The organism is Hymenobacter edaphi (assembly GCF_003258365.1).
GTDB lineage: Bacteria > Bacteroidota > Bacteroidia > Cytophagales > Hymenobacteraceae > Solirubrum > Solirubrum edaphi.
The window spans coordinates 182,491-208,301 of sequence record NZ_QHKM01000006.1 but is presented as its reverse complement, the minus strand read 5'-3'; the positions used below and the strand labels follow the sequence as shown (position 1 = coordinate 208,301).

Below are 25,811 nucleotides of genomic sequence, written 5' to 3'. Positions count from 1 at the left end.
GCCCTGTTACCCAGCCCGCTCCAGCTCTTTTCCCACCATTGCCTGCACCTCGGGCCGGTCGTAGTCGGCTTCGGTATCGATGTGCTTCATCAGGCGGGCCATGATGGCGTCCTGGCGCTGGCCGTTGGCCCAGGCCTCGGCGTAGGGGCGGTGCGAGAACGTGACCTGGGAGTAGAGCGAGGTCCACTGCCCGGGGTACTGCGCCGAGATTTTGCCCTCAATTTTCTTTTGCAGCAGGAAGCGCGGGTCGGCCACCTTGTCGCGCATTTCCACGAAGTTGTACACGGCCAGGTCGGCCACGGCGTCGGTGTTGGGCTTGCGCAGCTGCTGAAACTCGCGGAACACCGTCTGCCAGTCGGCGCCGTGCCGCTCCATCAGCTCGTCGAGCACGGTGCAGTCCTCGAAGCCGGCGTTCATGCCCTGCCCGTAGAAGGGCACGATGGCGTGGGCCGCGTCGCCGAGCAGCAGCGCCTCGCCTTCGAGCGACCAGGGAAAGCACTTCACCGTCACCAGCGAGGAAGTGGGGTTGTGGAAGAAGTCGTCGGTCAGCTCCGGCATCAGCGGCAGCGCGTCGGGGAAGACGCGCCCGAAAAACTCCGTCACGTCGGCGGGCGTCTGCAGCGAGGCAAACGAGTCGGCGCCCTCGAAGGGGAAAAACAGCGTGCAGGTGAAGGTGCCGTCGAGGTTGGGCAGGGCAATCATCATGTAGCTGCCGCGCGGCCAGATATGCAGCGCGTGCTTTTCCAGCACCCAGCCGCCGTCGGGCGCCGCCGCAATGGTCAGCTCCTTGTAGCCGTATTCGAGGTAAGACTGCGAGTAGTCGAACCGCTCGGTCCGCTGCAAGGCACTGCGCACGGCCGAGAAGGCGCCGTCGGTGCCGAACAGGTGCTGGTAGGGCTGGTGCAGTTCCTGGCCGGTTTCGATGTCGCGCAGGTGCAGCTCCTGCTGGCGCAGGTTCACATCGAGGCACTGCTGGCCGAAGAACAGCCGCACGCCGGCTTCGGCTTCGGCCAGCTCCAGCAGGCGGCGGTTCAGCCCGCCCCGCGACACGGAGTAGATACCCTGCCCAGGCTGGCCGTAGGGCTGCTGGCTGAGGTTGCCGTGCGCGTCGTGCATCACCCGCCCGTACATCGGAATGGCCACCTCGCGCACCGCCTCGGCAATGCCCACGCCCTCCAGGGCCCGCCAGCCGCGGTCCGACAGGGCGAGGTTGATGGAGCGGCCGGAATCGGCGCCGGCGCGGCGCGGGTCGGGGCGCCGCTCGTACACATCCACCGAGTAGCCGCGGCGGGCCAGGTACAGGGCAAGCAGGGAGCCGACCAGTCCGGCGCCGGTAATGGTGAGGCGGTTGGGGGCGGCGGCCGGAGTCGGGAGCCCCGGCGCGGGGGAGGCGGAAGTCGTCATACAGGGAATGGGTGGGTCCGAAAGTAAGGCATTCCGCTTACAAGCGCGCATTTCGCCGCCGCCCCGAAAGGCGAGCCGGCCGGGCGGTTTACCAAAAAATGCACAAGTATTATTGCCTTAATACAGCAAACCCCGTATGATTGCCTACCTTACCATTAATTCTGCCTTAAGTACCAAACCACCTCCGCCCAACATGCTTGCCTTTACCACTCCGCTGATTACCGCCTTCAATCCTGTGTTCAAGGCTGTATCTCAAGAAATTACCGCGCCGGCTCCATCTCCCGAAGCAGCTCAGCCAGCGCAGCCGGCCGATGCGGGGCAGGGCCAGCTGCAGATTGGTGATTTTACCCTGGGCGACCTGGATTGCCCCAGCCTGACGGGGCACCCGGACATTCGCTATTAGTGGCCCGATTGGTCCAGAACTGCATTTATTTCTACCCCAGCAGGATTTGGCTAGCATTATATTAATCAGCGTATTATAAATCCGGAAAGATTACGGAAATTTGTCGGCATGCAGCATATACCCGGAACGTTATGCTGCGTCTTTTTTTCCTCTTTCTTCTCTTTTTATGCGGCAACTGTACCCCTGCCTTCTGGCATTGGGCGGCGCTGTGCTGGCCCTGCCGGCCCTGGCGCAATCAGAAGCCGGTGTGGGTGGCGTCGTGCGCAATGATGCCGGTCAGCCCATTCCCGGCGCTACGGTATTTTTAAAAGGCACCCTGATCGGCACCGGCACCAACCGGGAAGGGCAATTCTCGCTGCCCGCCGATTTCAGCGACGGGCCGGTGGTCATTTCCGTGTCCTTTGTGGGCTACGAAACCCGCGAGCTGGAGCTGAGTAAGCCCACCCCCGACGTGGTGGTGACCCTGAACGAGGCGGTGACGCTCAACGAAGTGGTGGTGGCGGCTTCCCGCGTGGAAGAAGCCCTGCAGCAGGCCCCGGTGACGGTGGAAAAAGTAGGCGCCGCCCAGGTGCAGCGCCTGCCCCCGCCCGACGTGCTGGCCGGCCTCAACCAGTTCAAGGGCATCGACGTGAACTCGTCGAGCATGGTGATGAGCAGCCTCAGCACCCGCGGGTTCAACTCGCCCAAATCGGAGCGGGTGATTCAGCTGGTCGACTACTTCGACACCCAGTCGCCCTCGCTCAACATCAACTCGGGCAACCTGACCGGCCTGCCGGAGCTGGACATTGCCAGCATCGAAGTGATTCACGGGCCGGCCTCGGCGCTGTACGGGGCCAACGCCTTCAACGGGGTGGTGCTGCTCAACTCCAAGGACCCGTTCGTGACGGAGGGCTTCTCGGCGCGGGTGCGCGGCGGGCAGCGCAGCTACTTCGACGGGCAGTTGCGCTACGCCCACAAAATCGGTAAGCGCTTCGCCTTTAAGGTGCTCGGCAGCTACCTGACGGCCGACGACTGGCTGGCCAGCAACTACGGCCCGGCCAGCCTGCGCGTGACGCCGGCCAACAACCCGGCCGGTTCGCCGCTGGGCTACGACGCGGTGAACCGCTACGGCGACGTGTCGAACACCTTCAGCCCGGCGCAGCAGCTGCCGGGCGGCACCAGCCCCGAGCTGTACGGCAAAACCGTGTTTATGCCCGGCTTCGCGGAGCCGACTCTGGTGGCCGACGACAACAAGGCCAAGGCCTTCAAGGTGGTGCCGACGGTGTCGTACCTGCTCACCGACAAGGTGAAGGCCACCGTGGCGGCCAGCATCAACCGGGGCACGGCCAGCTACCAGAGCTCCAGCCGCTACCGCCTGCGCAACTTCGGCACCAACCAGTACCGCGGCGAATTGCGCGGGGAGCGGTGGTTTTTGCGCGGCTCCTCCACCCAGGACTTCGGCAACAACTCCTACGACCTGGGCTTCCTGGGCGCGTTCATTCAGAACTCGCCGGTAGCCGAGGGCACCGCGACGACTTACGCCCAGCAGTTCTTTGGCACCTACAACGGCGCCTACAAGCAGGCTCGCGCGGCCGGCCTGCCAGCAGAGCAAGCCCTGGCAGCGGCCCAAACGGCCGCCAATGCCACCCAGCTCGACCCCAACAATACCCGGTTCGGGGAGTTGCGCTCGGCCATTATCAAGGATAGCCGGCCAGGCAAGGGGGCGCGCCTGAACCCCAGCTCCCTGCTCAACGAGGGCAACGCCCAGTACGACTTCCGCTTCGGCAAGAGCACCAGCCTGATCCTGGGCGCCTCGTACCGCAAGTTCCGCCTGGGCTCGAACGGACAGTTCTTTTCCGACGACGACCAGCGCATCCAGAACCACGAGGTGGGCGGCTACACCCAGCTTAGCCAGCAGCTGCTCGACGAGCGGCTGAAGCTGGCCCTGGCCGTGCGCGTCGACGGGTTCAAGAACTTCGACCCGGCCGTGTCGCCGCGGGCCTCGGCGGTGTACTCGGTGGGTGCCAACCGCCAGCACAGCTTCCGCGCCAGCTACGGCCGCGCCTTCCGCTCCCCCACCCAGCTCGACCAGTACATCCGCCTCGACGTGGGCCCGGTGCTGCTGCTCGGCAACGTGGGCAAGGGCTTCCAGGGCCAGGCCCTACCCGGCACTACCCCGTTGCCAACGGTGTTCAACATTGCCCCGCTGAAGCTGGAGCGCCTGAGCACGTACGAAGTGGGTTACCGCGGCACGCTCAGCAACAAGCTGTACATCGACCTGAACTATTACCTCAGCCACTACAACGACTTTATCGGGGCGCAGCGCTTCATCGGTAATCCCGACGGCACGCTCACCGCACCCACCCGCCTGCTGCAGGTGTGGACCAATGCCGGCCAGGAAGTGGAAACGCAGGGCGGCTCGGCCGGCGTGAACTACACCGTGGACAAACCACTGACGCTGAGCGCCAACTACAGCCTGAACGTGCTGGACCGCTCGCGCATCTCGGATGAGAACTTCCAGACGTTCTTCAACACGCCCAAGCACAAGTTCAACCTGGGCGCCAGCGGCACGGCCGGGCAGTTGAGCTACTCCGCCAACTACCGCTGGGCCGAAGGCCACCTCTACGAAACGCCGTTTGCGGTGGGCGAGCTGAGCAACTACAGCTCCCTGGATGCCTACGTGGGCTACACCCTTCCGCGCCTGGCCACCACAGTGCAGGCCGGCGGCGCCAACCTGCTGGACAGCAACAACGTGCAGGTGTACGGCGGCCCCAACATCGGGCGTCTGGCCTACGTGGGTCTGCTGGTCGACATCAAGTAAGCGGCTGGCCCCGGGTGGTTTGTCGTCTACCCGGACAGCTAATCGGCCCCTGAGCAAGAACGGCCCGCTGAGTTATCAGCGGGCCGTTTTGCGTGTCAACGAGGGTACGCTCAGCTACTGACTATCCGCCCCGAGCACGCGGCGAAACGTCAGGTTCAGGCGCGGGCCGATGGCCTGGGCGGTTTTGGGCACCGCGTGCTGCCAGTAGCGCTGCGTGGGGCCCTGCATCAGCAGCAGGCTGCCGCTGCCCAGCTCCAGGCCGACGGGGGCGTGCGGCGGGCCGCTGCCGGGCCGGGGGCGCAGCCGAAACCGCCGCGTGGCTCCCAGGCTGACGGAGGCAATGACGGGCGCCGGGCCCAGCTCGGGCTCGTCGTCGGCGTGCCAGCCCATGCTGTCCTGCCCGTGGCGGTAGAGGTTGAGCAGCACGCTGTTGAAACGGGCGCCGGTGGCCGCTTCCACCTGCTCGCGCAGGGCCTGCAGGGCGGGCGTCCAGGGCTCGGGCGTCAGCAGCAGGCCGGAGTAGCGGTAGCGGGCGCCGGCGTCGCCGTGCCAGGCGGTGAGGCGGGGCTGCAGCACCGGCTTGCCGAAAAGCGTGATGGACTCGTGGCGCCAGGCGGCGGTGGCCGTCAGCGCCTGCAGCAGCGCGGCGGCCGCGGCGGGCGCGAGAAACTGCTCGTCGAGGCGTACATCGGCCTGGGGCAACGCCAACAACCGGAGGGCCATACGCTACTTCAGCCCCGGCATGGGCACGCCCATCGACTGGGCCAGCATCATCAGCAGCAGCACCAGGGCGAAGGTGATGATGAGCGGGGGCAGCCAGCTGCGCGCCTGGTAGGTGCGGGCCCCGATAAAGTAGGGCCAGAGCACGAACACGTAGATCAGCGCGGCGGCGATGTTGCTGCACAGGCCCACCACGTTGGGATTCAGCCCGAGGTTGAACAGCAGCCAGAGGTGGGCCGAGAACATAACCACGGACAGCGCCAGCAGCAGGGCCGCGCCGCCGTAGCGGCGCAGGCGCAGCAGGTTCAGCAGCATCAGCACGGCCCCGACCGGGTACGACAGCACCGAAAGGATGGCAATGGTGCCGGGCGAGTAGAGGGCGGGGCCGTTGTCGGCCGCTTCGGGCTCCTCGGGTTCTTCGGCCCGGGCCCACGACGGGGCGGCGGGCGGCGCGGCGGAGGCCGCCACCCGGGCGGCGGCCTCCAGCTCGGGGCGCAGGGCGGCCACCCCGGGCACGACGTGGCCGCGCCGCTCCAGCTCCGTCAGGGCGGCCAGCACCGCTTCTTCGCGGTACTCGGCGCGGCGGTCCAGGTAGCGTTGCAGCTCCGCGTCGGGTTTGCCGGCCATTTTGGCCGCGTAGTCTTCCATTCCAGTCAGGCAAGCGGAGCGCAGGGCCGCGCCTGGCCCCCTGGCCGGCGCGCGTGCTCCATCATCAGCAATACGAAAAACAGCGCGGGGCGGCTATTGGTTGGCCGGGGCGGCCGCCAGTTCCGCGCTCCACGCGGCCACGCCCTGCCCGATGCGCCATACGTCCTCGAAAGAATTGTAGAGCGGTACCGGCGCGAGGCGAATGACGTTGGGCTCACGCCAATCGGCCATGATGCCGCGCTCGGCCAGAAACTCGAACAGCTGCCGACCCTGGCGGTGCACCAGCAAGGACAGCTGGCAGCCGCGCTGGGCGGGGTCGGCGGGCGTGATGATTTCGAGCACTTCGGCGGGCAGCCCGGCCTGCTGCAGCACAAATTCCAGGTAGCCGGTCAACTGCTCGCTCTTGCGGCGCAGCGCGGCCATGCCGCCGGCCTCGTCGACCAGGGCCAGGGCGGCGCGGTGAATGGCCATCGGAAAAATCTGGGCATTCGAGAGCTGCCAGCCGGCGGCGCCGGGCATGGGCCGGAAGCCCTTCTGCATCTGGAAGCGCACCGAGGCATCGTGGCCCCACCAACCGGCGAGGCGCGGCAGGTCGGGGCGCTCGGCAAACCGCTCGTGCACAAACACGCCCGAGGTGCCGCCGGGGCCGGAGTTGAGGTACTTGTAGGTGCACCAGCAGGCGAAATCCACGTCCCAGTCGTGCAGCTGCAGCGCGAGGTTGCCGGCGGCGTGGGCCAGGTCGAAGCCCACGGTGGCGCCCACGGCGTGGCCGGCGCGGGTGATGGCGGCCAGGTCGAAGGCCTGACCGGTGTAGTAGTTGACGCCGCCGAGGATGACCAGGGCCAGCTCCTCGCCCAGTGCCTGAATCCGGGCTTCGATGTCCTGGGTGCGCAGGGTATGCTCGCCGGGGCGGGGCACGAGCTCCACGATGGTGTCGTCGGGCTGGTAGCCGTGCAGCTTCACCTGGCTTTCCAGCGCGTACTGGTCGGAGGGAAACGCGCCGCCTTCCATCAGCACCTTGTAGCGGCGGCCTTCGGGGCGGTAGAAGCTGATGAGCAGCAGGTGCAGGTTGACGGTGAGGTTGTTCATCACCACCACCTCCACGGGCCGGGCGCCCACCAGCCGGGCCGAGGCCTCGGTGAGCGTTTCGTGGTAGTGCATCCAGCAGGAAGGCTCGCGGAAGTGGCCTTCCACGGCGTGTTCCTGCCAGCTTTGGAACTCGGCTTCGACGGCGGCGCGGGCGGCCCGGGGCTGCAGGCCCAGGGAGTTGCCGCAGCAGTACACGGCCTCGCGGCCATCGGGGGCCAGCGGCAGGTGAAACCGGTCGCGGAACGCGCGCAGCGGGTCCTGCGCGTCGAGCTGGCGGGCGAAGTCGGGGGTATTCTGGAAGCTCATCGGCGGCAACGGGAAAGGCTGGGTGGGCACGGCGCGAAGGTACGCAGCGGCATCAGACCAGCTGGCGCCGGAACTGGCTTACCGGCACGCCCATCCAGTCCAGGGCGTTTTGGCCGAGCATGCGGGCCTTCACCTCGTCGGGGTAGGCCATGCTGCGGATCAGCTGCCCGGGCTCCAGCTCGCCGAGCGGGAAGGGGTAATCGGTGCCGAGCGTGATTTTGTCGGCACCGAGGGTTTTCACCAGGTAGTCGAGCATCAGCGGGTCGTGCACCAGCGAGTCGACCCAGAACCTGCCCAGGTACTCGCGCGGGTTCACCGGGTTGTCGACGGCGCAGAGGTCGGGGCGCACCTGGAAGCCGTGCTCGATGCGGCCGATGGTGCTGGCGAAGGTGCCCCCGCCGTGGGCCACGGCCACGCGCAGCCTGGGTAGGCGCTCCAGCACCCCACCGAAGATGAGCGAGCAAAGCGCCAGGGTACTTTCGGCGGGCATGCCTACCAGCCAGGGCAGCCAGTACTTGGGCATTTTCTGCTGGGCCATCATGTCCCAGGGGTGCACGAACACGGCCGCGCCCAGCTCCTCGGCGGCCTGAAACACCTCGAACAGTTCCGGGGCGTCGAGGTTCCAGTCGTTGACGTGGGAGCCGATCTGCACCCCGATCAGGCCCAGCTCCTTCACGCAGCGCTCCAGCTCCCGCACGGCCAGGTCGGGGGCCTGCAGCGGGATGGTGCCCAAGCCGGCAAAGCGGTCGGGGTAGTCGGCCACCACGCCGGCAATGTGGTCGTTGAGCAGCATGCTCAGGTCCAGCGCGTCGTGGGGCTTGGCCCAGTAGCTGAACATGACGGGCACCGTGCTCAGCACCTGCACGTCGACGCCGAAGTGCCCGCACTCGTGCAGGCGCACGGCGGGGTCCCAGCAGTTGTCCTGGATTTCGCGGAAGAACTTGTCGTCCTGCATCATGCGGGCGCAGCAGGGCTTGTGGTGCTCCAGCCGGATGAAGCCGCCGTAGCCGTACCGCTCGCGCAGGTCGGGCCACTGTTTGGGCAGGATGTGGGTGTGAATGTCGACGGTCAGCAAGGCGGGGGTGGGCGTCGGGAGGCCGTGGGTGGCGGCCGGTGGAGGGAAAGGAATGAACCGCCGCGGCTTAGAACTTGCGGCGGAAAAAGTTACGAAAATACATGTCGCGCGTCATGCCGTCCCAGTGCAGCACGCTGGCCGCGTACTGCCAGCTCTGCCAGATGTTCAGCAGGATGAAGGTCACCACCACCGTGCGCAGGGTTCGGCGCCAGCGGGCGTGGGCCAGCAGGCTGGCCAGTGGCAGGGCCAGCACCGGATAGAGGCTCACCAGCGGCCGGCAGCTGAAGCTGCCGCCGTAGGTCCAGGTGCGCCAGCTGAAGGTCACGTAGATGGCCACCGGCACCATCAGCAGCACCATCAGCCAGGCGGCGGGCACGTCGCGGCGCAGCCACCACAGGCCGCCCAGGCTGAGCAGGGCCATCGGGGTGTAGAGCCACCAGCCCTTGCGGAAGCTGATCAGGCCTTCGACGAGGTGGGGGTGCAGGAAATCGAACTTCTCGCCGGTGTAGGAATACACCACCCAGTGCCCGCTGACGGCGTGCCAGAACAGCATCTGCAGGCTGCACACGGCCAGTAGCAGCACCGCCGCCAGCAGCAGCTGCCCGCGCCGCTCCCACCACCACCGGGCCCGCTGCCGCAGGACCGGCGCAGCCAGGGTGAGGCCCCAGGTGAGCGGCACCAGCCCGTACATGGCTTCGGAAGGGCGGGTGAGAATGGCCAGACCCAGAAACAGGCCGATGCCGGCGGCAAAACCGGGGCGGCCGGTTTCGTACCAGCGCGCCGAGCAGTAGAGCAGCGCCGCCTGCCAGAGAAAGAGCACGGCGTGGGCCATGTTGGCGTCGTAGCTGGCGTAGCAGAACAGATTGGTGCCGAGGCCGATGCCGGCCAGCGCCCAGGCCGTGGTGCCGTCGTCGTAGTAGCGGCGCAGCAGCTTGCGCAGGATCCAGAGGCCCAGAATGCCGTGAAACAAGCCCGCAATCATGATGATTTGCTGGTAGGGCCGGCTGAAGCCGTCGGCTTTGTACTTGGTGCTAGCGCCGGCCCAGGCGTGGGCGCCGAGAAACCAGGGCAGGTCGGCCAGGGCCTTGCCGAGGGTGTACTTGCTCATGAACCGCTTGCCGGGCAGGGGCTTGAGCCCGATTTCGGCCGGGGCCTCCGCGGGACGGTAGAGCTGGCGCAGGGCGCTGAGCGAATCGGGGCGGCCCAGGTCGCCGTAGATAAAGGCCGAGGGCAGGTACACGTAATAGCCGCCGGGGTCGGAGTCGAGGACTTCCATGGCCTTCCAGCGCTTATCCTGAAACATGGCCAGGGTCAGCAGCGCCGCCGCCAGCCAGAATACGACGTTAGATTTCATTAACAGCAGGCCACTTAGCAGGATTCAGGGCACAAAGAAAGCCGGTCGGCGCGCACAGGCCATGCGCGCCGACCGGCTGGCGGCGAAAATCCGGGGGCGAGGCTTACTGCACCGGGGCGGGCGGCTGCATCACGGTGCCGCAGTTTTTGCAGGTGCGGCGCTCCTCGCTCTGCCAGAAGTTGCCCATGATGACGGGCAGCTGCTTCACGATGTCGGTGACTTCGGCAAACTCCTCGTAGAGCTTGGTGCCGCAGTTTTCGCAGTACCACTGAAAGCCGTCCAGCTCGCCGGGCTTGCGGTAGCGCTCCACCACCAGGCCCACGGTGCCGGCCGGGCGCTGCGGGGAGTGGGGCACGCCCGCGGGCAGCAGAAATATCTCGCCGGCCCGGATGGGTAAATCCACCGGCTTGCCGTCCTCGATGATTTTCAGCGTCATGTCGCCTTCCAGCTGGAAGAAAAACTCCTCGCTGTCGTCGACGTGGTAGTCCTTGCGGGCGTTGGGGCCGCCCACCACCATGACGATGAAGTCGTCGTTGCCTTTGAACACCTGTTGGTTGCCGACGGGCGGCTTGAGCAAGTGGCGGTGTTCGTCAATCCACTGCTGGAAGTTGAAAGGGCGCGTGACGGGCATATTGGGGGTGACGGGTAACAAGTGCCGGGTGACACGTGGTGGGTGGATAGGTTTGGGGTGACACGTGATGCGTGCCCGGGGACAAGTTATAAACTGCCACCGGAACCGCCGGATTTCCAGCGGCCGGGCCGAAGTCAAGCTGCGTCTGCACTGCTCTCCTCTTCCCTGCCACGTGTCACGTGTTACCCGTCACCCTCCCCGTGTTACCTGTCACCTAACTACCTTTCGGCCATGCTTACCGACCAACTCACCGACCGCCGCGCCGTGGTGTGCGGCAGCACCCAGGGCATCGGGCGGGCCGCCGCCGAGGCGCTGGCCGCCCGCGGCGCCCACGTCACGCTCATTGCCCGCAACGAAGACGCCCTGCGCGAAGCCGCCGCCGCCCTGCCCGCCGAGCACGGCCAGCAGCACGATTACCTGGTGGCCGATTTCAGCCGGCCCGCCGAGCTAGCCGAGCGCCTGGCCGAATATGTGGCCAAGAACCCGGCCACCCACATCCTGGTGAACAACACCGGCGGCCCGGCCGGCGGCCCTTTGCTCGCGGCCTCCATCGACGACCTGCGGGCGGCGTTCGAGCAGCACGTCGTCTGCAACCATTTGCTGGCCCAGGCCCTGGTGCCGGGCATGAAGGCGGCCGGCTACGGGCGCATCATCAACGTCATCAGCACCTCGGTGAAGCAGCCGCTGCCCAACCTGGGTGTGTCGAACACCACGCGCGGGGCGGTGGCCAGCTGGGCCAAAACGCTGGCCAACGAGCTGGGCCCCTCGGGCATTACCGTCAACAATGTGCTGCCCGGCGCCACGCTCACCCAGCGCCACCACAGCCTGGTGGAAGCCCGCTCGGCCAGCACTGGCACGCCCGTGCAGGAGCTGGAAGCCCAGATGCAGCGGCTGATTCCGGCCGGGCGCTTCGGCGAGGCCGAAGAAGTGGCGGCGGCCATTGCGTTTCTGGCCTCGCCGCTGGCCGGCTACATCAACGGCATCAACGTGCCGGTGGACGGCGGGCGCACCGGCAGCCTGTAGGACGGCGGGCGGCCCCGCGCCGGCCCCGGGCCGCCCGCCGCGCCCTACCAGGTGGGCAGGGTCGGGTTGGGCTCGGGCTGCAGGTCGCGCAGCTCGGCCGGGGTGGGCGGCTCCAGGCGCTGCAGGGTTTTGGGCTTGGCTTCCTGGAAGGTCTGCACGTTGGCCGACAGCGTCAGGCACAGCAGCACCCACACCACTCCGCTGATGGTCAGCGCCGAGCGCAGCCCGGGGTCGGTGCGGCGCCACGTCCAGTCGGCGGGCCAGCCGAAGCAGACCACCGCGTAGAAGAGCAGCGCCAGCGGCAGGAAAAAGCGGGGCTCCACGACCAGGGGCACCGAGCCCGCGCAGGTGGCCAGGATGGCGGCCACGACCACCCACTGCCAGGCCCGTAGGCGGCCCATGCGCCCGATGATGACCACCAGCGCCAGAAACAGCACCAGGTAGTTGGGCACGGCCAGTGGCAGCGTCGGGATGAACACTTCCTCGATGTAGGGGCCGGGGTAAAGCACGTCCAGGCCGTTGAAGACGTGGCGCGTGTAGAGCGCGGCCATGTCGAAGGGGTGGCGCGCCACGAAGCGGAAGTACTTGCCGTAGGTGTCGAACATGGGCTTGCCCGTCTGCTCGAACAGGGCCAGCCCCGACGGGTCGCGGTAGAATACCTGCAGCTTCTCGTAGTCGTGGCCCACGTTCGACTCGTACTTCTGCATCCGGATACCCTCGTTGAGGTGAAACAGGTACAGGTTGTCGACGCCGTTGATTTTGAATTCGTCCCCGTCGCCAAGGCCGAGCACGAACGGGCTGCTGGCCTGGAAGTTATTGCGGTTGATCAGCCACTGCGGCAGGGCCACCAGGGCAAACGCCACGGCGAAGCAGCCGAACGTCGTGGCCAGGGAGCGGAAGGCCAGCGGCCCGGCCGTGCGCCGTGCCTGCCAGCCCAGCAGCACGAGCAGCAGCGGCAGGGCTATCAGGTTCAGCGGCCGGATGTAGAGCGCGGCGGCAATGCAGGCCCCGGCTACGGCACCGGCCCAGGCCCGCGGGGCGTAGGTGGCGGCCAGCAGGGCACTGGCCAGCATCAGCACGCTGGGAAAATCCGAGAGCAGGAAGTTGAAATGCTCGCGCCAGAACCAGAAGCCCAGCAGGATAAACGCCAGCCGGCGCCCCGTGCCCAGCGACGTGCCCGCCACCCGCTCCCAGAGCTTGGGCGCCACCACCCCGAACAGCCCCGCCGCCCAGGCCGCGCCCAGCAGCTTGATGATGTCGTTGGAGTAGGTCGCCGAGGTGGCGCGTTCCAGCCAGGCCAGCGGGTAGTAGAGCAGCGGCAGCAGGTACCCCCGGAAGGCGCTCTTGAAGTGCAACAGGGAGAAGAAGTCGTACTTGTAATAGTTCTGCGCCAGCATCCAGTAGTACCCGGAGTCGTAGTGCTGAATCTGGAAATGCGACGTCAGCAAGTACACGGCGTAGAGCAGGAACGTGGCAACGAAATACCACTTGCTGCGGTACCTGCGGGTCCAGAAACCGGCGCGGATGCTATTCATGTGCGGAGGGAAAGTTGCCGTGAAGCAGCCGGGGCACGGCGGCGGGTGCGGCCAGTGGGCCGGGGCACCCGGGCCAGCCCCGTCTACTCTTCGCTGAAGAGCGCCACGTCGTCGAGGTAAATGTTGTTGAGCGCGTTCGGATACCAGAGGTAAATCTTCAGCTGGCTTTCGGGCCGGGCATCGGCGGGCAGCTGGGTCGAAATGGCCACCGGCGTCCACTCCCCGGACTTGGTGACGTAGCGTCCCAGCTCGATTTTCTCGTACACCAGGCTGCGGCCTTCCTGGGCCGGGTCGAGCAGCTGCAGCACCAGCATAGCGTCGGTAGGGCGCTCGGTGTAGGCCCAGGCCGTCAGGCGCAGGCGGCGGGTGCCGGCGGGCACCACCGCGCCCAGGGCGGCGCCGTAGCTCAAGCTGTATTCCAGGCCGCGGCCCGCCTTCAGGGAATAGCGCCCGGTGCGCGCGTGCTCCAAACTGAGCAGCGGCAGGTTGGCCGGCGCGCTCCAGCCGGCCACGCCTTCGAAGCTGCTGCTCATCAGCGGCTGCCGGTCGGGGGGCAAGGGCGGCAGCTCGGGCTGCTGCGGGGCGCAGCCGATGAGCAGTGACGAGCAGACCCCGCCCAGCATCCGCCCCCGTGTCAGCCGGCTGAATGAAAACGCAATCAAGGACAGAAAAGGGCGGCGCATGACGATGTTGACTGCAGCAACGCTACGGCAAAACGGAAGCAATAAAGAAGGAAAGCAGCGACGCAGCGAGGGCTCCCGCTGCCCCGCCAACGCGCCGGGGTGCCGCCAACAGCGCATGGCGCGGGCGGCCATAACCGGCTTCCCACGCCATGCACTTCGGCCGCAAAGGCATGTTTACCGAACGATGCTCAGCTCAATGTCGTCCATATAGACGGGCTCGCCGCTGCCGACGCGCCACAGGTACACGCGCATCTCGTCGGTAAAGGTGGCTTTTTCGGGCACGGCAAACTCCATCTCCACTTTCTCCCACTCCCCCGGCTTCTTTATCTTCTCCTTGACGTGCATCTGCTCGTTCATCAGCGAAGTCCCGTCCTTGGGGTTAAGCATCTGCACCGTCAGCACGGCATCCGCTTCCTTGCTGGCGCCCATGACCCAGGCGGTCAGGTGCAGCTTATTGGGTTTGGACGGCATCACCTTGCCCATCACGTTGATGTAGGTCATGCTGTATTCAATGGTCGGATCGACTTTGATGGCATATTTGCCGGAGTGAGCCTTTTCCTTGGTCAGGGAGGGGGACGGCGGCACCCAGCCTTCCAGGTCCTCGAAACCCGTGGACATAATTTGATCCGCCGAGTCAGCAGACTTGTCGGATGAGCAGGCAGCCAGCAGCGCAACTAGGGCGGCACCAAGCAAAGGAGTACGCATAAAGGGGCGAATGTAAATTCTGGAAGGGGCAAATATAGCACGCGCCTGACTCGCTGCCAGCATGTTTGGCGGCGTCGGCGCGTAGTTTTCCCCGCGGTCCGGGCCGGGCCCTCGGCCGGCCCCGCCCCACCGGCCCGTTGCCCCGGCCAGACCCGAATCTGCGCCAAACCGTGTAGTTTTGGCTTTATGTGGGCCGCGCAACCCTGGCGGTGGCGGCGGCCATAATGCAATCTGGCACTTATGACTTTATCTGGCCCGTTGCGGCATTGGTTGGGCCTGGGCGTGGTGGCCCTGGTAGCGGCCCTCGTGCTCTTCCTGGGGTACTCCTTCATTTTCGAGCACCCCGATGAGTACTTCATGCAGCCTGGCGGCGACGGCCTGCAGGCTTACTACGCCACCTCGTTTTACGCGCACTACGACCACGGCGCGCATTTTTCGGGCATGAACTATCCCTACGGGGAAAACTTCACCTACCCCAACCTGCAGCCCGCCGTGGCCTGGACCATGGGCCTGCTCGAGCGCATGGGTATCCCGGCGGCGGCGCACGCGGTGGGCATCACCAACCTGCTGGCGCTGCTGGGCGTGTGGCTCACGCCGCTGATCATGTACGTGATTCTGCGGCGGCTGCGGCTGCCGGCGTGGTACGCCGTGCTGCTGGCCCTGCTTATCGGCTTTCTGGCCCCGCAGATTCAGCGCCTGGGCGACCATATGTCCCTGAGCTACCCGTGCTTCGTGCCTTGGCTGTGGTACTGCATCCTGCGCATGCTGGAGGCGCCGCGCCGCTGGCGCTGGTACGTCATCTTCGGGGTGAGCAGCCTGGTGATGGGCTTTTTCATGGCCTACTTCCTGGCCTGCGCCAGCTTTTTCCTGCTGGGCCACGTGCTGGTGCTGGCGGTGCGCCGCCAGCGCAGCGGCTACACCTGGCGCGAGCTGGGCTACATGGTGGCCGCGGCCCTGCTGCCGCTGCTGGTGTTTCGCACCTGGCTGTGGCTGACGGACCCCACCACCGACCGCCCGCCCAACCCCTACGGCTTCCTCGTGTACGTGACCACGCCCGAGGGCGTGTTTACGCCCTACCTGGAGCCGCTGCGCCCGCTCTGGAACCAGATTTTCGGCACCGACAGCCAGGGGTTCGAGTTTGAATCGATGGCCTACGTGGGACTGGTGGCGGGCGGCGTGCTGCTGGCCACGCTGCTGCGGGTGCTCACCCACGTGGTGCGGCGCCACCGGCAGCCGCTGGCGCTGCGCCGCATCGTGCCCGTAAACCTGAGTACCAGCCTCTGGGCCGCGGGCCTGCTGCTGCTGTTTGCGGCGGGCGTGCCGTTTATCTTCCCGCCCCTCGACAAGCTGGTGGAGCACCTCGGGCCGCTGCGGCAGTTCCGCGCCCTAGGCCGCTTTGCCTGGCCGTTCTATTTCGTATACACCACCTACGTGGCCTACTACCTGCACGGGGTGTGGCGCCACCAGCACCGGCAGCGCGTGGCCCTGCGCACGCTGCCCTGGCTGCCGCTGCTGCTGCTCATCTGGGCCGGGGAGTGCTGGATCAACCTCAGCTCCCGGGCCAAGGTGGCCGCCGGCGGCGCGGGCGCCGTGGAGTACATGCAGGGCACCCACCCGCTGATTCACCAGCTGTCGTGGGCCAACCGCAAGCCGTCCGACTTCCAGGCCATTCTACCCCTGCCCTACTTCAACCTGGGCAGCGACCGGTTTCTGCTGGAAGGCAGCGCCCAGTCCATCCGCGAGATTCACCGCCTCTCGCTGGCCACGGGCCTGCCCGAGCTGTCGGCCTACGTGTCGCGCCCCTCCATCGGGCAGGTGATGCGCCACGTGCAACTGCTGAGCGGCCCGCTGCTGCCCAAGACGCTGCTGCAGGATTTTCCGAACCAGAAGCCCATTCTGATCCTGACCACGCCACAGTCGCTGACCCTGGCCGAGCAGCGCGTGCTCAGCCTGGCCAAGCGGCTGGTGACCACGCCCACGGTGTCGCTCTACGAGCTGCCGCTGGCGGCGCTGGCGGCCACCACCACCGCGCAGGAGCGCGCCAAGGCCGCGGCCCTGCTGCCCACCCTGCCCGAGCGCCCCGGTGGCCTGCGTGCCACCACGGCCAAGGGCGTGTTCTACGACGATTTTGCCAAGAGCCCCGACCGCCGCGGCCGCCTGGGTGCCGGCGCCGTGCACCAGCGCAAGGAGGCCCAGATAACCCTTTACAACGGCCCGATTCCGGCGCCGGCCGACACCGGCCGCTACGAAATCAGCGTGTGGGTCAACGGCAAGACCGACTTCGGCTACGGTGCCATCTTGGTGCGGCAGTACGACGCGGCCGGCGCCGAGCTGGACTACCAGTACACCGACGGCCGCATCTGCACCGACGTCGACGGCGACTGGCTGCGGGTGCCGGTGCAGGTGCGCATCCGGCCCAATGCCGCCCGCCTGGAGGTGCGCTACGCCTGCCAGGACCAGCTCATCGACGACCTGCTCATCCGCCCGCTCGATACCGACGTGTACTGGTCCGACGAGCAGCGCCGCCCCGTGCTCAACGGCTACCGCCTCGCCCCCTGACCCCTTCCCACTCCCTTGCCACCCGCCCGTGGACCTCTCCGTCGTCATTCCCATCTACAACGAGGCAGCGAACATCCCGGCGCTGTACCAGCGCCTGCGCGGCGTCATCGACCCGATGGGCGTCCGGTGCGAGTTCATCTTTATCAACGACGGCTCGCGCGACAACTCGCTGGCACTGATTCTGGCGCTGGCCGCGCAGCACCCGGACGTGCGCTTTATCGACCTGAGCCGCAACTTCGGCCACCAGATTGCCGTGACGGCCGGCCTCGACCTCTCGCAGGGGCAGGCCGTGGCCATCATCGACGCCGACCTGCAGGACCCGCCGGAGCTGATTCCGGAGCTGTACCGCAAGATGCGCGAGGGCTACGAGGTGGTGTACGCCAAGCGCCGCCGCCGCGAGGGCGAAAGCGCCATGAAGCTGTTCACGGCCAAGCTGTTCTACCGCATTCTGGCCAAAATCACCAACGTTTCCATCCCGGTTGATACCGGCGACTTCCGCATCATTTCGCGCAAGGTGGTGCAGGCCCTAAAGCAGATGCCGGAGCAGAACAAGTTTCTGCGCGGGCAGATTTCGTGGATCGGCTACCGGCAGACCTACGTGGAATACGACCGGGCCCAGCGCGCCGGCGGCGAAACCGGCTACACCTACCGCAAGATGCTGCGCCTGGCCCTGGACGGCATCACCGCCTTCAGCGACGTGCCGCTGAAGGCCGCCACGCTCATGGGCTTCGGCGCCACCGGCATTGCCTTCCTGGTGCTGCTCTACACGCTTTACGAGCGGTTCATCACCCGCGACTACCAGCCGGGCTGGGCCTCGCTGATGGTGAGCATCCTGTTCTTGGGCGGGGTGCAGCTGATTGCCGTCGGCGTCATTGGCGAGTACCTGGCCCGGCTGGGCGCCAACGTGCGCCACCGCCCGCTCTACATCATTTCGGATACCAACATCACCGAGCCGGCCCCCGCCGGCCGGGGCTAAACGCACAACGTGGTGAATCGGCACAGCACACTGACGAAGGCAGCGCCGGGCACGGCCCGGCAGCGCAACGGGGCCCGGGGCCTGCTGCTCGGTTTCGGGCTGATTTACGCCCTGGTGTCGCTGGTGAACCACTACCTGATGCGCACGGCGGCCTTCGACCTGGGCATTGCCACCCACGCGCTGCGCAGCTACGCCCACCTGCGGGCCCACTACGTGACGGAGCTGCTCGATACGCCGGCCACCAACTTTCTCTCCTCCAACCTGCACTTCGCGCTGGTGCCCCTGCTGGTGTCGCCGCTGTACTGGCTGCTGGGCTCCTGGACGCTGCTGGTGGTGCAGATTGCCGCCGTGCTGTGGGGCGGCTGGGGCGTGCACGTCTTTGCCCGCGCCCGCGGCGCCAGCTACGGGCAGGCCAACGTGCTAATGGCCTTCTTCTTCAGCAGCTGGGGCATTTACTCGGCCCTGGGCTACGACTACCACGACAACGTGGTGGGCGCCATGGCCGTGCCGTGGCTGGTGCACTGGTTTGAGCAGCGCCGCTGGGGCCGGGCCCTGCTGGCCTTCGGGCTGCTGCTGGTGAGCAAGGAAAACCTGGCGCTGTGGGCCGCCGCCATCATGCTGGGCCTGGCCTGGAAGCACTGGCGCACCCGTCCGCTGCTGCTGGTGGCAGTGTTGGGCGCCGTGGCCGCGCTGGCCTACTTCGCGGTGATTACCAAGCTGGTGATGCCCGGGCTGTCGGCCACGCACCAGCAGCTGACGCAGATTCAGCGCTACCAGCACCTGGGCGGCTCGCTGGAAGCGGCCGTGCTGAACGTGGCCACCCACCCCACGCTGCTGTGGCAGTGCCTGTTCGAAAACATTACCGCCGACCCGAACTACAACTACATCAAGGCCGAGCTGTGGGCCGTGCTGCTGCTCTCGGGCGGCCTGGCCTTGGCGCTGCGCCCCTGGTACGCGCTGATGCTGGCGCCCATCCTGGCCCAGAAGCTGCTGGCCAACGACTACGGCCTGTGGGGCATCAACGCGCAGTATTCCATCGAGTTTGCGCCGGTGCTGGCCCTGGCCGTCACGGAGCTGGGGCTGCAGCTGCGCCAGGGCCCGCCGCGCCAGCGCTACTACGCCGCCTCGCTGGCCCTGGCGGGGCTGGCTACCGTTGTCACGCTCTACACGCGCCAGAGCAAGTGGTACCAGCGCGAAACCACCAACTTCCTGCTGGCCAAGCACTACCGCTCCACCCAGGGCCTCGACGTGCGCCGCCTGCGCCGCGCCCTGGACGAACTGCCCGCCGAGGTGCCGCTGAGCGCCCAGGCCAACCTGGCGCCCTGGCTGATCAACCGCGACAGGCTGTACCACTTCCCGGTGCTGCGCGACGCCCAGCTGGTGGCCCTGCTCAAAACCGACAAGCTGCCCTGGCCCCTGGCGCCCGAAGCCTACTTACAGGCCCAGCAGCAGCTGCGCACCCGCGGCGACTTCCGCGTGCGCTACGAGGACGACCAGCTGCTGGTGCTGGAGCGCACCCGCCCACCGGCCCAGCCCGACGAGGTGCTGCCCTTCAAGCTGTAGCGCGAACTTTCAGCTCGTGTGCTCTGGACAAATAGCCGCGGCACGGCTCACCGATTGTCGCTCTGGAAAACGCGAACTAAAAGTTCGCGCTACTGCCGGCGCAGCAGTACATACTCCCCAATTTGCTCTTCGCGGTAGCCCTGCGCCGGCATGGCTTCCCGCAGGTACCGGTGCACCGCCGAGCCCCGGAACTGCGGTGCTACGATAAACGCCGCCGGGTGGTACACGCGCAGAAATTCGCGTACCGCCGCCGCCGAGGGACGCTGTAGGGTGGTATCGGGGTGCTCCTGCAGCGTCAGCAGGGTGTGCATTACGGAGTCTTGGTCGAAGCTGGCAAACACCTCGGCGGGCACGCGCGAGATGTAAGCGCCGGGCAGCTTTTTGTGGTGGCGCGTCTGGTAGAACAGGTCGTCGCCGTCCATCTGGCCCACTTTGCGGTAGCCGTCGAGCAGGCCGAAGGGCACGGGAAACAGCACGTCGCCGGGTAGCTGCGCGGCGGCGAGGTAGGCGGCGGGCACGTCGGCGAGCTTCAGCAGGGGCTGTTCTTTGGGCTGCAGCTCCAGCAGCACCAGCCCCAGCAGCCCCACCGATACGCCCAGCCGGGCCGCCGGGCGCAGGCGGGCGCGCAGCCAGGGGTCGAGGGCGGCAAACACCACGATGGGCAGCAGCAGCGAGAGGTAGGCTACGTGGCGCGTGGGGCAGCGGATGTTGTTGAAGAACGGGACGTAGTGCAGCAGGCCGGTGGGCAAGCGCAGCACTTCCTTGCCGAACACCCGCACGGCCGGCAGCGTCAGCATAAAAAACAGCAGGGCCAACCCGGGCAGGGCCCGGCCGCCGCGGTCCTCGTCGCGGCGCAAAGTGGAGTAGCCGCGCAGCCCCACGAGCGTGAACAGGGCCAGCAGCGGCAGCACGTAGCCCAGGAACATGATGTTTTCGACCGAGCCGGGTGAGTTGAACCTGCTGCTGTTGAGCAGGCGCTCGGTGGCGGTGGTGCTCAGCCAGCGGCTGTGCGGGGGCGGCAGCAGGTAGCCGGCCAGGTCGCCGCCCCACCAGAAGCCGCTGTTGTCGGGCACGCCGGCCAGCTTCAGCATCCTGGAGCCGATGTGGCAACCCACCAGCACCACGACCAGCACAATCCAGGGCCGCGGCCGGCGCCAGTTGATGCTGCCCAGGCGCAGCGCGTAGTACAGCGCGTAGCCCAGCGAGAAGTACAGCAGCCCGAACAGGGTGTAATAGTCGCTGAGCAGGGTGATGATGCCCAGCGCGGCGCACAGCGCTACCTGCCCCCAGCGGCGCACCTGCGGCACGAAGCGGCCCTCGCGGAAGCGGAAAGCTTCGAGGAAAGCATAGATATAAAACGGCGCCGGGGCGGTGAGCAGCAGGTGGTAGTGGTCGGGCAGGTGGGCCAGCTTGTAGCCCGAAAACGCGAAGAGCACGCCCGCCAGCAGGCACAGCACGGGGTTGTCGACCCAACGGCGGCACAGCCGGTAGGCGCCCACGCCCGAGAGGGTGAAGCTCAGCAGCAGAGCCACGTTGACGGCCAGGATTTCGTGGCCGAGCGGCACGTTGAGCAGGCCGATGACGGGCGTGTAAGTGTGCATCACCAGCGAAGTGCCCCGCGGGTAGAGCAGCAGGTCGGTGAAGAACGGATTGTGGCCGGCCAGCACCTGCCGGTGAAAATTATAGGCGTTCCATACGTACTGGTTGGCGTCGTTGCCGGGCCGGCCCAGGTAGGCGGTGCTGAAGTGCGCGGCCAGCGGCCAGCTGAACAGCACGAACAGAACAGCGTAGAATAGCAGACTCAGCAGCAGCTCGCGCCAGCGTAATGGCTTCATAGGTACGGTATCAGGCCCGGCCGGAGGTATTCCGACAAATCCGGGGCTTAAAGATACTTCCGGATGCGGGCTGCCTCGGGGCGGCCCGCGCCGATTCCGTAGTTTTGGGGTTCCGTCGGCGTTGCCGCGCCGGTACGGCGGCCGCATCGGCCCAGGCCGTTTTCAGCCCCAACTACTTCGCGGGCAGCCCCTGCCGGCTGTTTTTCTCGCCCCGCACGCTCCCTCCTGCCCATCCATGTCCGCCGCGCTTGCCCTCGTTCTGCCCTGCTACAACCCGCCCGCTGAGTGGGCCGCCAATGTTCTGAGCAGCCTGCAGCGCCTGCAGCAGACGCTGCCCGCGGGCACCACGGTCCACCTGTACCTGGTCAACGACGGCTCGACGCGGGGCGTGAGTGACGCGGACCTGCAGCTGCTGCGCGCGGCGCTGCCCGCTGAAGCCTTTACCTACCTCAGCTACCCCGCCAACCGCGGCAAGGGCCACGCCCTGCGCACCGGCGTGCAGCAGGTGCAGGAGCCGTTGTGCCTCTTCACCGACATCGACTTTCCCTACGAGGAAACCAGCATGGCCACGCTCTACCAGGCCCTGCACAGCCAGCGCTGCGACCTGGCCGTGGGCGTGCGCGACGACGCCTACTACGCCCAGGTGCCCGCCGCCCGTCGGCGGGTGTCGCGTCTGCTGCGCCGCCTCACCCGCACCCTGCTGCGCCTACCCATCGACGACACCCAGTGCGGGCTGAAGGGCTTCAACGCCAAGGGCCGGGCGCTGTTTCTACAAACCACCACCGACCGCTACCTCTTCGACCTGGAGCTGCTGCTGCTGGCCTCTCGCCAGCCCGCGGTGCGCACCGAGCCAGTGCCCGTCGCGCTGAAACCGGGCGTGGTTCTTTCCCCGCTCAACGTGCGCGTGCTGCTCACCGAAAGCCGCAACCTGCTGCGCCTGCTGGGGCGCTAGGCCGCCACGGCCCGACAAAGACGGCTGCTCCTCTCCTACTCCAACTCCCAGCGGTACAGCCGCAGGGTGCCGGCCTGCGCCAGCAGCGGCATGCGGTGCCGCGCGATGAAAGCCGCCCCGTCGCGCACAATGCGGCGCGGCTCCGGCCCGGGCTGATTGACGGCCAGCGTCGAGTCGCCGCGGTAAAAGGCGTCGTCGTAGAGCACCAGGATGGGGCGGCCCGCCAGCCGGGCCCGGAGCGCGGGCCCCGGGCCGCCGGGCTGCAGCAAACGCAGCAGCTGCCGGGCGTGCTCGGGCGGCGTGCGCGACATCTTGCTGGCCAGCAGCGGCAGCCCCGTACGCAGCGAGAGGTGAAACGCGTGCCGGCTCTGCGCGTCGGCGTCGTCGATGGTCAGCCCCTCGCCCTCACTGCCCACATGGAAGTACGGAATCGGCAGGATAGCCTGATAATCAGCCGGATTTACCTGACGCAGCAGCTGCGTCAGCTCGGGCTGAAACCGGAGGTTGCCGATGGTATTGGGCACGTAGGCGTGCCGGTAGTGCTTGAGCGCGTCGCGGGTATCGAGCCAGGCCAGCAGCACCAGCGCGGGCACCGCGGCCCAGCGCCAGGTGCTGCGGCCGGTGCGCAGCCAGTAGTCGAGCCCGACGAGCAGCAGCAGGTGCAGGGCCCAGAAAAACGGCCAGCTGAAGCGCGCCACCGCCCGAAACTGGGTGGCCTTGGGCACCAGCCGGTCGAGGTGGTAAAACACGCTCAGGTAGTTGTTGAGCACCAGCGTACCGTCGGCGTTGAGGCCGATGCGGGTGCCCAAAGCCGCCAGCAGGCCCACCGTGGCAGCTGCCAGCAGCAGCAGGGCAAAGCGGGCTTCGGCGGTTAGCCGCCAGCCGCGCCACCACGCCCGCCACTGCGGCCGGCGCAGCAGGTACAGCCCGGCCACCAGCAGCAGGCCCCAGAGCGCAAACAGGCCCAGGTAGGCCGTCGATTCGTCGTAGGGCCGGGTGGTCGATTCCAGCGGGAAGTGCTGGCGGTTGTACTCATAAGGATGCACCAGCGCGGCGGGCGCCAGCTTCAGCGGCGGCGCGTCGTAGCTGTTCTGCTTGGGCAGGGCGGCGCGCAGGGGGTAGTAGCCGTCGAGGCCGCGCAGCACCGCAAAGCTGAGGAGCAGCGGCAGCAGCACCATGGCGCCCCCGGCCAGCACCAGCCGCAGCTGCCGCCACCGCCCGCTGCCCAGCAGCCAGAACGCGAGGAAGCTCCCCACGCACAAGCCCACGATGGGCAGATAATACAGGTGCAGAAACGCGGCGGCCGTCTGGCCCGCTACCACCAGCGGCACGGTGGCCCCGAGCGGGCGGCCCTTCTCGCCGTGCTCATAGAGGCGCAGCAGCCCCCAGATGCCCAGCAGCACCACCCAGCTCAGCGAAAGATTGAGGTGGCCCACCGTCAGGCGCTCCAGCTGCGGGCTCAGCCAGGGCAGCAGCACGCTCAGCGTCAGCACCAGCACCCAGGAGTGCAGCAGCCGGCGCAGGATGCTTACCAGCAGCACGGTACTCAGCAGCAGCATGCTCACCAGCAGGCCGTTGTACACGTCGAGCCCCCGCGGGGTGAGGTCGTAGACGTAGTGCGAAAACAGCTTGGTACCGACGGCCAGCAAGGGCGAGTTGTCGGTGTAGAAGATGTAGTCGCCGAACGGATAGTTCATCTGCCCGAACCACAGCAGGCCGCGCTCGAAGGGCTGCTGCAGGTAGGCCTGAAACGTGAAGTAGTTTTTGGCCCCGTCGTGCTGGTCGGTGAACAGGTGCTGATTGGGCTCGGTGACGAGCGCGGCAAACGTGCGCCCCAGCAGCAGCCCCTGCCATATTACCGCCGCCGCCAGCACCATCCAGGGTGCGGGCTTGCGGCGCAACCACTCGCGCATACAGTCTGACTCAGGTAAGAAGCGCCAAAAATAGGCGCTGGCCGCCACTCGGGCTTATTGCTCGATCTGCACCCGCTGCGAGCGGAGCACCGAACCGGCCTGCAGGCGGCACAGGTACACGCCGGTAGCCGGAAACTGATTCACGTCGAGCCACACCTCGTAGTGCCCGGCTTGCTGCTGGGCCTGCACCAGGGTTTTGATCAGCCGCCCCTGCAGGTCGTACAGGCTCAGGTTGACGGCTGCGGCGGCGGGCAGCTCATAGGTCACCACGCTGGAGGCGGTGCAGGGGTTAGGAGCGGGCACGCCCAGCGCCACCTGCGCCGGCGCCGTCAGCAGGCTGTCGGTGCGCATGCGGGCGGCCGTGGCGGCGGAGGGGTTCGGGGTGGTCGAGGAATGCACCAGCGTGCTGTACTGCCGGCCCAGCCAGCAGAGGTGGTCGGGCTGCCAGCCGCTGGGCTGCCCGCGCTCCGTCATGGCCTGGCAGTAGGCGGCAAACATGGCGGTTTGCTTGGCTTTCTGCGCCTCGTTCAGGTTCGCGGCGCGGTTGCGGATATCGTAGCCGCAGTAGAGCAGGCGGCGGCAATCCATGCCCTGGGTGGCCGTACCCGCAATCAGGCCGGCCGACACGTGGTCGGCGTGGTCGTTGGGATTTGCGCGGGCGTCCGGGTTGGGGCTGTGCACCCACAGCGTCCAGCTGGGCCGGATTTCGCGGCGAATGATGTCGCGCACCGTGCCGGTCAGGTCGCTCCAGGAGTTGTACTGCGTGCTGCCGTCCAGGGCTTTCAGCGGGCCGCCCTGGCCTTCGCGCAGCTTGGTCAGGGTCTGGAAGTTGCAAAAGCTAAAGCCCTGCCCCCGGCCGCCCCCGTCGGGCACGCGCAGGAAGTACACCACCGTGTTGCGGTAGTAGGAAACCGTCAGGCCGTGGCCCCGAATGGTTACTTTGGAAAACACCGGCGGCGGCAGCTTGCCCGCGTTCGGGTCGCAGGCGGTGCGGGCCGAATTCAGGCAGCCCTGCTCACGGGCTTTCCAGAACGCGTCGGCCGGCTGGTCGCCCTGCCCGGCGGTGATGATGATGAACACCACTTTGCGGTGCCGCTGCACGTTGTCGTAGGCGCGGCTGCCCATGAACAGCTGCCAGTCGTCCTGGTGGGCGGTGATGAACACCGACGCGCTGGGCGGCGGCGGCGGGGTGCTCTGCGCCTGGGCCTTGCCGGTCAGCAAGGCGCACAACAGCCCGTAAAAACAGAAACAGCGGAGTAACAGTTGGCCCATAGGCGCCGGGGAAGCGGATCGGAGGAGCAAGAGATGTGCGCGTTTCGGAGGTGGTGGACCCGGGAAAAGTACTCGTCAGCAGCTGCTACCCGGGGAAAAACCGAGCATCCGTGCGAGGAATTATCCCGGAAACTAATCCAACAGCTCCAGAAGTGCCACTAATATAACTTAATTGTGGCAAATCGTATCTAAACAGCTGCTTTTCCTCTCTTAACTGCCGATTTTCAGCGGTTTGACCGCTTTTACTGCAAATAGCAACATTCCCGAAAACTTGGACTTGTGGGGCCGGGTTGGACGACTGCGGCCCGGCCTAGTAGCTTTGCGGCCCACCCCCACCCGGCCCGATGGCAGCTAACTGCCTAGTG

General features: G+C 67.0%; 20 protein-coding genes. 7 read left to right on the top strand and 13 right to left on the bottom strand.

All coding sequences use genetic code 11. The features are described from left to right. Positions 1–6: 6 nt before the first annotated feature. Entirely contained in the window at positions 7–1,404 is a 1,398-nt protein-coding gene (locus DLM85_RS18385) for an FAD-dependent oxidoreductase (RefSeq protein WP_111479628.1), read from the bottom strand. A 193-nt stretch (positions 1,405–1,597) separates the two neighbouring features. Here DLM85_RS18385 and DLM85_RS25140 point away from each other — a divergent pair, with 193 nt between their 5' ends. Both DLM85_RS25140 and DLM85_RS18380 read left to right on the top strand, forming a co-directional pair. Further along, positions 1,598–1,807 (top strand): hypothetical protein, encoded by a 210-nt coding sequence (locus DLM85_RS25140; RefSeq protein WP_133257137.1) that lies wholly within the window; start codon positions 1,598–1,600, stop codon positions 1,805–1,807. Positions 1,808–1,973: 166 nt separating this feature from the next. Next, positions 1,974–4,607 (top strand): TonB-dependent receptor, encoded by a 2,634-nt coding sequence (locus DLM85_RS18380; protein ID WP_111479627.1) that lies wholly within the window; start codon positions 1,974–1,976, stop codon positions 4,605–4,607. A 114-nt stretch (positions 4,608–4,721) separates the two neighbouring features. Here DLM85_RS18380 and DLM85_RS18375 read toward each other — a convergent pair whose 3' ends face one another. The 6 genes from DLM85_RS18375 to DLM85_RS18350 all read right to left on the bottom strand — a co-directional run bounded on the left by DLM85_RS18375 (position 4,722) and on the right by DLM85_RS18350 (position 10,430). After that, entirely contained in the window at positions 4,722–5,330 is a 609-nt protein-coding gene (locus tag DLM85_RS18375; protein WP_111479626.1) for an alpha-ketoglutarate-dependent dioxygenase AlkB family protein, read from the bottom strand. Between the two features lie 3 nt (positions 5,331–5,333). Then, positions 5,334–5,975 (bottom strand): hypothetical protein, encoded by a 642-nt coding sequence (locus DLM85_RS18370; protein WP_111479625.1) that lies wholly within the window; start codon positions 5,973–5,975, stop codon positions 5,334–5,336. Between the two features lie 93 nt (positions 5,976–6,068). After that, on the bottom strand, positions 6,069–7,370 hold the full coding sequence (gene kynU / locus DLM85_RS18365; RefSeq protein ID WP_111479624.1) for a kynureninase: 1,302 nt from the start codon (positions 7,368–7,370) through the stop codon (positions 6,069–6,071). Between the two features lie 52 nt (positions 7,371–7,422). Beyond that, positions 7,423–8,445: an amidohydrolase family protein gene (locus tag DLM85_RS18360; RefSeq protein ID WP_243636032.1), complete on the bottom strand. Its 1,023-nt coding sequence runs from the start codon at positions 8,443–8,445 to the stop codon at positions 7,423–7,425. Positions 8,446–8,512: 67 nt separating this feature from the next. Next, positions 8,513–9,799: a glycosyltransferase family protein gene (locus DLM85_RS18355; RefSeq protein ID WP_111479623.1), complete on the bottom strand. Its 1,287-nt coding sequence runs from the start codon at positions 9,797–9,799 to the stop codon at positions 8,513–8,515. A gap of 103 nt (positions 9,800–9,902) precedes the next feature. After that, positions 9,903–10,430: a 3-hydroxyanthranilate 3,4-dioxygenase gene (locus DLM85_RS18350; RefSeq protein WP_111479622.1), complete on the bottom strand. Its 528-nt coding sequence runs from the start codon at positions 10,428–10,430 to the stop codon at positions 9,903–9,905. Between the two features lie 231 nt (positions 10,431–10,661). Here DLM85_RS18350 and DLM85_RS18345 point away from each other — a divergent pair, with 231 nt between their 5' ends. After that, positions 10,662–11,453 (top strand): SDR family oxidoreductase, encoded by a 792-nt coding sequence (locus DLM85_RS18345; protein WP_111479621.1) that lies wholly within the window; start codon positions 10,662–10,664, stop codon positions 11,451–11,453. A gap of 44 nt (positions 11,454–11,497) precedes the next feature. Here DLM85_RS18345 and DLM85_RS25560 read toward each other — a convergent pair whose 3' ends face one another. From DLM85_RS25560 to DLM85_RS18330, 3 genes are all read right to left on the bottom strand, one after another. Next, on the bottom strand, positions 11,498–12,988 hold the full coding sequence (locus tag DLM85_RS25560; RefSeq protein WP_165822196.1) for a hypothetical protein: 1,491 nt from the start codon (positions 12,986–12,988) through the stop codon (positions 11,498–11,500). An 83-nt stretch (positions 12,989–13,071) separates the two neighbouring features. Then, complete coding sequence (locus tag DLM85_RS18335; protein WP_133257136.1) at positions 13,072–13,650, bottom strand: hypothetical protein; 579 nt, start codon at positions 13,648–13,650, stop codon at positions 13,072–13,074. A gap of 195 nt (positions 13,651–13,845) precedes the next feature. Continuing rightward, the gene (locus DLM85_RS18330; RefSeq protein WP_165822195.1) at positions 13,846–14,376 is read right to left on the bottom strand and encodes a carbohydrate binding domain-containing protein; all 531 of its coding nucleotides are present in this window, start codon (positions 14,374–14,376) and stop codon (positions 13,846–13,848) included. Between the two features lie 240 nt (positions 14,377–14,616). Here DLM85_RS18330 and DLM85_RS26065 point away from each other — a divergent pair, with 240 nt between their 5' ends. From DLM85_RS26065 to DLM85_RS18320, 3 genes are read left to right on the top strand one after another with little or no spacing between them, the layout of a single operon-like run. Further along, positions 14,617–16,935 (top strand): DUF6311 domain-containing protein, encoded by a 2,319-nt coding sequence (locus DLM85_RS26065; RefSeq protein ID WP_243636030.1) that lies wholly within the window; start codon positions 14,617–14,619, stop codon positions 16,933–16,935. A gap of 28 nt (positions 16,936–16,963) precedes the next feature. After that, positions 16,964–17,911, top strand: a complete 948-nt coding sequence (locus DLM85_RS18325; protein WP_243636029.1) for a glycosyltransferase family 2 protein — start codon at positions 16,964–16,966, stop codon at positions 17,909–17,911. A gap of 12 nt (positions 17,912–17,923) precedes the next feature. Further along, positions 17,924–19,474 (top strand): DUF2079 domain-containing protein, encoded by a 1,551-nt coding sequence (locus tag DLM85_RS18320; protein WP_133257135.1) that lies wholly within the window; start codon positions 17,924–17,926, stop codon positions 19,472–19,474. An 89-nt stretch (positions 19,475–19,563) separates the two neighbouring features. On the opposite strand, the gene DLM85_RS18315 is transcribed toward DLM85_RS18320, so the two are convergent. Further along, positions 19,564–21,309: a hypothetical protein gene (locus DLM85_RS18315; RefSeq protein ID WP_111479616.1), complete on the bottom strand. Its 1,746-nt coding sequence runs from the start codon at positions 21,307–21,309 to the stop codon at positions 19,564–19,566. Positions 21,310–21,544: 235 nt separating this feature from the next. On the opposite strand from DLM85_RS18315, the gene DLM85_RS18310 reads away from it, so the two are divergent. Continuing rightward, positions 21,545–22,261 (top strand): glycosyltransferase, encoded by a 717-nt coding sequence (locus DLM85_RS18310; protein WP_111479615.1) that lies wholly within the window; start codon positions 21,545–21,547, stop codon positions 22,259–22,261. A gap of 35 nt (positions 22,262–22,296) precedes the next feature. Here DLM85_RS18310 and DLM85_RS18305 read toward each other — a convergent pair whose 3' ends face one another. Together DLM85_RS18305 and DLM85_RS18300 are read right to left on the bottom strand one after the other, a co-directional pair. Continuing rightward, positions 22,297–24,174: a DUF6311 domain-containing protein gene (locus DLM85_RS18305; RefSeq protein ID WP_111479614.1), complete on the bottom strand. Its 1,878-nt coding sequence runs from the start codon at positions 24,172–24,174 to the stop codon at positions 22,297–22,299. 54 nt (positions 24,175–24,228) lie between these two features. Further along, on the bottom strand, positions 24,229–25,446 hold the full coding sequence (locus DLM85_RS18300) for a T9SS type A sorting domain-containing protein (protein WP_111479613.1): 1,218 nt from the start codon (positions 25,444–25,446) through the stop codon (positions 24,229–24,231). Between the last annotated feature and the right edge of the window lie 365 nt (positions 25,447–25,811).